This window comes from Nonomuraea rosea (genome assembly GCF_039539705.1).
In the GTDB taxonomy this organism is placed as follows: Bacteria; Actinomycetota; Actinomycetes; order Streptosporangiales; family Streptosporangiaceae; genus Nonomuraea; species Nonomuraea rosea.
The window spans coordinates 1-8,677 of the sequence record NZ_BAABDQ010000097.1; the positions used below are offsets into that span (position 1 = coordinate 1).

The 8,677-nt window shown below is 73.6% G+C and carries 1 protein-coding gene; it reads left to right on the forward strand.

All coding sequences use genetic code 11. The features are described from left to right. Positions 1 to 45 precede the first annotated feature (45 nt). The coding region (locus tag ABEA43_RS67290) for a non-ribosomal peptide synthetase (RefSeq protein ID WP_345581317.1) at positions 46 to 8,677 on the forward strand (8,632 nt) is incomplete at its 3' end.

The following is an 8,677-nucleotide window of genomic DNA, read 5'->3' on the forward strand; positions in this document are numbered from 1 at the left end:
CAGACGTGGCTGGATGCGGGGCGGTTGGTGGAGTGGCTGGGTGGGGTGGATTTCGCGGAGGTGACGCCGTCGTATGCGCAGGTGCTGGTGGAGGCCGGGTTGTTGGAGCGGGCCGGGTTGAAGCGGCTGGGTGTGGGCGGGGAGGCGGTGCCGCGGGGGTTGTGGGAGCGGTTGGCCGCGTCCGGGGTGCAAGGCTTCAATTTCTACGGTCCGAGCGAGTGCACGGTGGACACCGCGGTCGCGCGGATCGGTGGTGCCGGAGGGCCGGTGGTGGGGCCGCCGGTGGCCAACACGCGGGCGTATGTCCTGGATGAGCGCCTCTCGCCAGTGCCGCCGGGGGTGGCCGGCGAGTTGTACGTAGCGGGTGCGGGGGTGGCCCGGGGCTATCTCGGCAGGCCGGGGTTGACGGGTGAGCGGTTCGTGGCGTGTCCGTTCGGGGGTGGGCGGATGTATCGGAGCGGGGACCGGGTGCGCTGGTCCGCCGACGGTCAGCTCGTCTTCCTGGGCCGGGTGGACGATCAGGTGAAGGTGCGGGGCTTCCGGGTCGAACCGGGCGAGGTCAGTGCGGTGCTGGCCGGTTGCCCGGGGGCCGGGCAGGTCGCGGTGGTGGCACGGGAGGACGCGCCGGGAGACGTGCGGTTGGTGGCCTACGTGGTCCCGGTCGACGCGCAGGAGAGCGGCCTGGGCGAGAGCGCACGGCGCTTCCTGGGTGAGCGGTTGCCCGAGTACATGGTGCCGTCGGCGGTGGTGGTGCTGGACGCGCTGCCGTTGACGGCGAACGGGAAGCTGGATCGGGCGGCCCTGCCGGCTCCGGAATACGCGGCCAAGGCGGGACGGGGGCCTGCCGACGCTCGGGAAGAGGTGGTGTGCGCCGCGTTCGCCGACGTGCTGGGCGTCGAAAGCGTGGGCGTGGAGGATGACTTCTTCGCGCTCGGCGGCCAGTCGTTGCTGGCGATCCGCGTGGTGGCGTTGCTGCAGGCGCGTGGGGTGTCGGTGTCGGTGCGGTCGTTCTTCCAGACGCCGACACCGGCCGGGTTGGCGCGGTCGGTCGGCGAGGCGCTGGTGACGGTGCCGGACAACGTGATCCCGGCGGACGCCACCGCGATCACACCGGAGATGCTGCCGCTGGTCGAGCTGACGGCGGAGGAGATCGGCCGGATCGTGGCCACGGTCGAAGGCGGTGCCGCGAACGTCGCCGACATCTACCCCCTCGCGCCTCTCCAGGACGGTCTCCTGTTCCACCACCTGCTCGCCGAGGCCGGCCAGGACGCCTACGTGCAGCCCACCGTGGTCGAGTTCGACTCCCGCGCCCGGCTGGACGCCTTCGCCGACGCGCTCCAGCAGGTCGTGAACCGCCACGACGTCTATCGCACCTCGATCGTCTGGGAAGGGCTGCGTGAGCCCGTCCAGGTCGTGTGGCGGCGGGCGGTCCTCTCCGTCCACGAGGTGGCGCTCGACCAGCAGGGCGGCGAGGTGGTGCTCGACCAGCGAGACGGCGAGGTGGTGCTCGACCGGCAGATCGGTGATCTCGCCGAGCGCCTGGTGGCGCACGTCGGCCGGACCATGGATCTCGGCCGGGCGCCGCTGATGAGCATCCACCTCACGCCCGTCCCGGGGACCGCCCGATGGCTGGGGCTGGTGCGGGTGCATCACATGGCGCAGGACCACACCGCGCTCGAAATGGTGATCGAGGAGGTGCGGGCGTTCCTCGCGGGACGCGGCGCGGACCTGCCCGAGCCGCTGCCGTTCCGCACCTTCGTGGCCCAGGCCAGAGGCGCCGTCAGCCGGGCCGAGCACGAGCGGTACTTCGCCGATCTGCTCGGCGACGTGACCGAGCCGACCGCCCCGTACGGCGTGCTGGACGTCCGCGACCACGGCACCGCCTCCGTACGCGAGATCGTGCCGTTCCCGCCGGAGCTGGACCGGCGGCTGCGCGAGATCTCCAGGCGCGTCAGCGCCAGCCCGGCGACCCTCCTGCATGTGGCGTGGGCCAGGCTGCTCTCCGTGCTGGCCGGCCGCGACGACGTGGTGTTCGGGTCGGTGCTGTTCGGCCGGATGAACGCGGGCGCCGGCTCCGACCGCGTGCCCGGCCCGTACATGAACACCCTTCCGGTACGCGTCCGCACCACCGGGACCGGCGTGCTGGAAGCGGTCGGCGCGATGCGCGGCCAGCTCGCCGGGCTCGTCCGGCACGAACATGCCCCGCTGGCGGCCGCGCAGCAGGCCAGCGGCGTCACCGGCGACACGCCGCTGTTCACCGCGCTGTTCAACTATCGCCACAACACCGGCGGGTCCCAGGAAGCGGGCGGGGCGATGGCGGGCATCAGGCTGCGCTACTCCGAGGACCGCGACAACTACCCGCTCACCGTCTCGGTGGACGACGGCGGCGACCGGCTCTCGCTGGCCGTGGACGCCGTCGCCCCGATCGACCCGCGGGCCGTCGGCACGTTGCTGCGCACCACCGCCGGCAACCTGGTCTCGGCGCTGGAAGCGGTGCTGGACGGCGACCCCGACCTGCCGCTGAACGCTGTGGACGTGCTGGACCACGCCGAACGCGAGCAGGTGCTGCATGCCTGGAACGCCACGACGGTCCAGGTCCGCCCCTCGACGGTGACGGAGCTGTTCGAGGCCCAGGCGGCGCGGACGCCGGATGCGGTCGCGGTGACCTCCGACGGGGACGCCGTCACGTACGCGGAGCTGAACGCGCGGGCCAACCGGCTGGCACGGCTGCTGGCCGGGCGGGGCGTAGGCCCGGAGTCGGTGGTCGCGCTGGTCATGGAGCGCGGCGTCGAGCTGATGGCCGCGGTGCTCGGCGTGCTGAAGGCGGGAGGCGCGTACCTGCCGGTGGATCCGGAGTACCCGGCCGAGCGGATCGCGTACATGATCGAGGACGCGGCACCGGCGATGGTGCTCGCCTCGGCCGGGACGGCGCGGACGGTGCCCGGCGCGGTCGTCGTGGACTCGGATGAGACGGTCGTCGCGCTGTCCGGGCTGTCCGGCGGCGACCTGGGAACGAGGACGCTGCCCGGGCATCCGGCGTACGTGATCTACACCTCCGGCTCGACCGGCAGGCCCAAGGGTGTGGTCCTCACGCACGAGGGGTTCGCCAACACGGCGGAGGCGCTTGCCCGGCGCTATCCGACCAAGGTGGGTCCCGGGTCGCGGATGCTGCAGTTCGCGTCCGTCAGTTTCGACATGTTCTGTTCCGAATGGGCGCTGGCGCTGCCCGCCGGCGCGACCCTCGTCGTCGTGCCACCGCACCGGCGGCTCGGCGCGGAGCTGGCGGCGTTCATCACCGGCGAAGGGATCACGCACGCCGCGTTCCCGCCCGCCGTGCTGGCCAGCATGGAGGACGGCTCCGTCCCCGCCGGCGTCGTCATCGACGTGGGCGGCGAGGCCCTGCAGCCCGAGCTGGTCGAGCGGTGGGCGCCGGGCCGGGAGCTGTTCAACTCCTACGGCCCTACGGAGACCACCGTGGACGCGGCGGTGTGGGAGTGCCGCGCGGGCGTGGACGACGTGCCGATCGGCACACCGATCGCCAACACGCAGGTGTACGTCATGGACGAACGCCTCGCGCCGGTGCCGGTGGGGGTGGCGGGCGAGCTGTACGTCGCCGGGGCCGGGCTGGCGCGCGGCTATCTGGGGCGCCCGGGGCTGAGCGCGGAGCGGTTCGTGGCCGATCCGTTCGGGCCGGTCGGGACGCGGATGTACCGGACCGGTGACCGGGTGCGGTGGAACGCCGACGGCGAGCTGGTGTTCGCCGGGCGGGTGGACGACCAGGTGAAGATCCGCGGCTTCCGGATCGAGCCGGGCGAGGTGCGGGCGGTGATCGCCGCCCACCCGCTGGTCGAGCGGGCCGCGGTGGTCTCCCGCGAGGACACGCCGGGCGACGTGCGCCTGGTCGCCTACGTCGTGCCCGCCGAAGCCGCATCGGATAGGGCGGCATCGGATAGAGCCGCAGCCGATCCGGCCGCATCGGGTCGCGCCGCACCGAATCCGGCCGTACCCGTACGGACCGGTGCGGTTGGTCTTGCCGCCGCTCTGCGGAGCCACGCGGCCGAGCGGCTGCCCGGCCACATGGTGCCGTCGGCGATCGTGATCATGGACGAGCTGCCGCTGACCGTCAACGGCAAGCTCGATCGCCAGGCCCTGCCCGTGCCCGATCACGTCGCCGGGCCCGCCACCCGCGCGGCCACCCCGCACGAAGAGATCCTCTGCGGCCTGTTCGCGCAGGTGCTGGGCCTGCCCCAGATGGGCGTGGACGACGACTTCTTCGCGCTCGGCGGTCATTCGCTGCTGGCGGTGCGGCTCATCAGCCGCGTACGGACGATCATGGGCGTGGAGGTGCCGCTGCGCGCGCTGTTCGACGCGCCGACCGCGGCCGCGCTCGCCGCCCACCTCGACGCGGCCCGCCGCACCGGCGCCGCCGCCGTGCAGGCCGCGCTCACGCGGATGGAGCGCCCGCAACGGGTGCCGCTGTCGTTCGCGCAACGCCGTCTCTGGTTCATCGGCCAGCTGGAAGGCCCGAGCGCCACGTACAACGTCCCGGTCGCGCTGCGGCTGCGCGGCGTCCTCGATCTCGGCGCCCTCCGCCTGGCGGTGCGCGACGTCGTGGGGCGGCACGAGGTGCTGCGCACCCGGTTCCCCACCGCCGACGGAGAGCCCTACCAAGAGGTCGTCCCGCTGGAGGAGCTGGCGATCGAGCTGCCGGTCGCCGACATCACACCCGCTGAACTGGACGAAGCGGTCGCCGCCGCCGCCAGGCACGTGTTCGACCCGGCCCGCGAGGTGCCCCTGCGGGCCCGGCTGTTCCGCCTCGCACCGGACGAGCACGTACTGACCGTGACGATCCACCACATCGCCGGCGACGGCGCGTCCACCGGTCCGCTGGCGCGCGACCTGTCCGCCGCCTACGCCGCGCGCCGCGCGGGCCGGCCGCCGGGCTGGGCGCCACTGCCGCTCCAGTACGCCGACTACACCCTGTGGCAACGCGAGCTGCTCGGCGACGAGCAGGACCCCGGCAGCGTCATCTCCGGCCAGGTCGCCTACTGGCGGGAAGCCCTGGCCGGCGCGCCGGAGGAGCTGACGCTGCCCTTCGACCACCCGCGCCCGGCCGTGGCCACCCACCGCGGCCACCCGGTGCCCATGGAGGTCCCGGCCGAGATCCACGCCCGGCTGAGGGAGGTGGCGCGGGCCGAGGGCGTCACCATGTTCATGGTCCTCCAGGCCGCGCTCGCCATGCTGCTGTCCCGCGTCGGCGCGGGAACCGACATCCCGATCGGCTCCCCGAACGCGGGGCGCACCGACGAAGCGCTGGACGACCTGGTGGGCTCCTTCGTCAACACACTCGTCCTGCGTACCGACCTTTCCGGCGACCCCACCTTCGCGGAGGTCCTGACCCGGGTACGCGAGACCAGCCTGACGGTCTTCGCCCACCAGGACGTGCCCTTCGAGCGGCTGGTCGAAGAGCTGTCCCCGAGCCGCTCCATGGCCCGCCACGCCCTGTTCCAGGTGATGCTCACCCTGCAGAACACCGCCGACGAGGACACCGACCTGCCCGGCCTGCGGACCGAGACGGTGCACACCAGCGCCTCCGCGGCCAAGTTCGACCTCGACGTCATCATGGGCGAGGCGTTCGACGACGACGGTGCCCCGGCCGGTGTGCGCGCCCTGATTACCGCCGCCGCGGACCTGTTCGAGCCCGGCACCGTCGCCGCGCTGGCCGGGCGGCTGGCGCGCGTGCTGGAGACCGTCTCCCGTGACCCGCGGATCCGGCTCAGCGCCCTCGACGTGCTCGACCCCGGCGAACGCCGCCACGTCCTGACCGGCTGGAACGACACCGCGGCCCCCGGCGTGACGCCCGCGTCCGTGGCGGACCTGTTCGAGGCCCAAGTCGCGCGCACACCCGACGCGGTCGCCGTGGTGACCGCCGGCCCCGCACCGACCTCCGCCGGGTCGGCGTCCATCCAGCTGACCTACGCCGAGCTCGACGCGCGGGCCGAACGGCTGGCCCGGCGGCTGGCCTGGCACGGCGTCGGCCCCGAGTCGGTGGTCGGCGTGTGCCTCGAACGCGGGGCCGACCTGATCGTCGCGCTGCTGGGCGTGCTCAAGGCCGGCGGCGCGTACCTGCCGATCGACCCCGCCTATCCGGCCGACCGGGTGGCCTTCATGGTGGCGGACGCCGCACCCGTGATCGTCGTGGCCTCGGCCGCGACGGCCGGCGTGCCGGCGGCGGCGGGTGCGACGACCCTGCTGATGGACGACGAGAGCCCGGCCGCGCCGGTGGACAGGGGCGGCAGGTCGGTGGCGCAGCCGGCGTACGTCATCTACACCTCCGGCTCGACCGGCCGGCCCAAGGGCGTGCTGGTCTCCCACACCGGCGTGGCCGGGCTGGTCGCGGGCCAGATCCGCGCCCTCGGCGTCGGGCCGGGAAGCCGCGTGGGGCAGTTCGCGTCGGCGAGCTTCGACACGTTCGGCTGGGAGTGGATGATGGCGCTGCTGTCCGGGGCGGCGCTGGTGGTGATCCCAGCCACGCGGCGGCTGGGCGAGGAGCTGCCGGTGTTCCTCACCGAGCAGCGGGTGACCCACGTGACGCTGCCGCCCGCGGTGCTGGCCACGCTGGACGAGAGCTCGCTCGCCCCCGACGTCGTCGTGGTGGTCGCGGGCGAGGCGTGCGCGCCGGACGTCATGGCGCGGTGGGCGCGCGGCCGGCGCATGTTCAACTCGTACGGGCCGACCGAGACCACCGTGGACGCCACGCTCTGGCGCTGCGACCCCGACGCCGGCCAGGTGCTGATCGGCTCGCCCGTCATGAACACGCAGGTGTACGTCCTGGACGAGCACCTGGCGCCCGTGCCGGTCGGCGTCGTCGGGGAGCTCTACGTCGCCGGGGCCGGGCTGGCGCGCGGCTACCTCGGCAGGCCAGGGCTGAGCGCCGAGCGGTTCGTGGCCGACCCGTTCGCCGTGGACGGCACAAGGCTCTACCGCACCGGCGACCTCGCACGCTGGACGCCACAGGGCGAGCTGGCCTTCGCCGGCCGCGGAGACGACCAGGTGAAGATCCGCGGCTTCCGCATCGAGCCGGGCGAGATCGAGAGCGTGCTCCTCGCGCACCCGCGGATCTCCCAGGCCGCGGTCATCATGCGCGAGGACGAGCCGGGCGACAAACGCCTGGCCGCCTACGTCGTCCTGGCCGACGGCGCGGACCACGCCGACCCGTCGGTGCTCGAACTCGCCGCAGAACGTCTCCCCGGCTACATGATCCCCTCGGCCGTGGTCGCGCTGGAGGCGCTGCCGCTGACGGTCAACGGCAAGCTCGACCGCAAGGCACTGCCCCGGCCCGACTACGCGGAGCGAACGGCCGCGTCCGCCGACCGCAGGCCGCCGAACGCACGGGAGGAGATCCTGCGCGGCGTGTTCGCGCAGGTGCTGGGGCTGCCCCAGGTGGGCGTGGACGACGACTTCTTCGCCCTCGGCGGCCACTCCCTGCTGGCCGTGCGGCTGGCCAGCCGCATTCGTGCGGTGCTCGGAGTCGACCTGGACATCCGCGTCCTCTTCGAGGCGCCGACGGTGGCCGGGCTCGTCGCGCGGCTGTCCGAGGACGGCACCGCCCAGGCGCCGCTGACGCCGATGGAACGTCCGGAACGGGTGCCGTTGTCGTTCGCGCAGCAGCGCTTGTGGTTCATCAGTCAGCTGGAGGGACCGAACGCCACCTACAACGACCCGATCGCGCTGCGCCTGTCCGGCGACGTCGATCGGGCCGCCCTCGGCCTGGCCCTCCGGGACGTGATCGGCCGGCACGAGGTGCTGCGGACGGTCTTCCCCGTCGCGGACGGCGAGCCCTACCAGCGCGTCCTCCGGCCCGATGAGCTGACCTGGGAGCTGTCGGTGGCCCAGGTCACCCCCGCCGACCTGCCGGAGGCGGTGGCGGCCGCGGCCGGGTACGCCTTCGACCTGTCGTCGGAGGTGCCGATCGGGGCCTGGTTCTTCGAGGCCGGGCCGGACGAGCGGGTGCTGGTCGTGGTGATCCATCACATCGCGGGCGACGGCTGGTCGATCGGGCCGCTGGCGCGGGACGTCTCGGTGGCGTACGCGGCGCGGCGCGGCGGGCGGGCCCCGGTGTGGGAGCCGTTGCCGGTGCAGTACGCCGACTACGCCTTGTGGCAGCGGGAGCTGCTCGGTGACGAGCGGGACCCGGAGAGCGTGATGGCGCGGCAGGTGGCGTACTGGCGGGAGACGCTGGCCGGGGCGCCGGAGGAGCTGGTGTTGCCGTTCGACCGGCCGCGCCCCGCTGTGGCCTCCCACCATGGGCACAGCGTGCCGGTGAATGTCCCGGCTGAGGTGCACGCGCGGCTGGTGGAGGTGGCGCGGGCCGAGGGCGTGACCGTGTTCATGGTGCTGCAGGCCGCGCTGGCGGTGCTGTTGTCGCGGCTCGGTGCCGGGACGGACGTTCCGATCGGGTCGGCGAACGCGGGTCGTACGGATGTGGCGCTGGATGATCTGGTGGGGTGTTTCGTCAACACCCTGGTTGTACGGGCGGATCTGTCCGGCGATCCGGAGTTCCGTGAGCTGCTGGGACGGGTGCGGGAGCGCGCTCTGGCGGCGTTCGCGCATCAGGACGTGCCGTTCGAGCGGCTGGTGGAGGAGCTGGCGCCGTCGCGGTCGATGGCGCGGCACC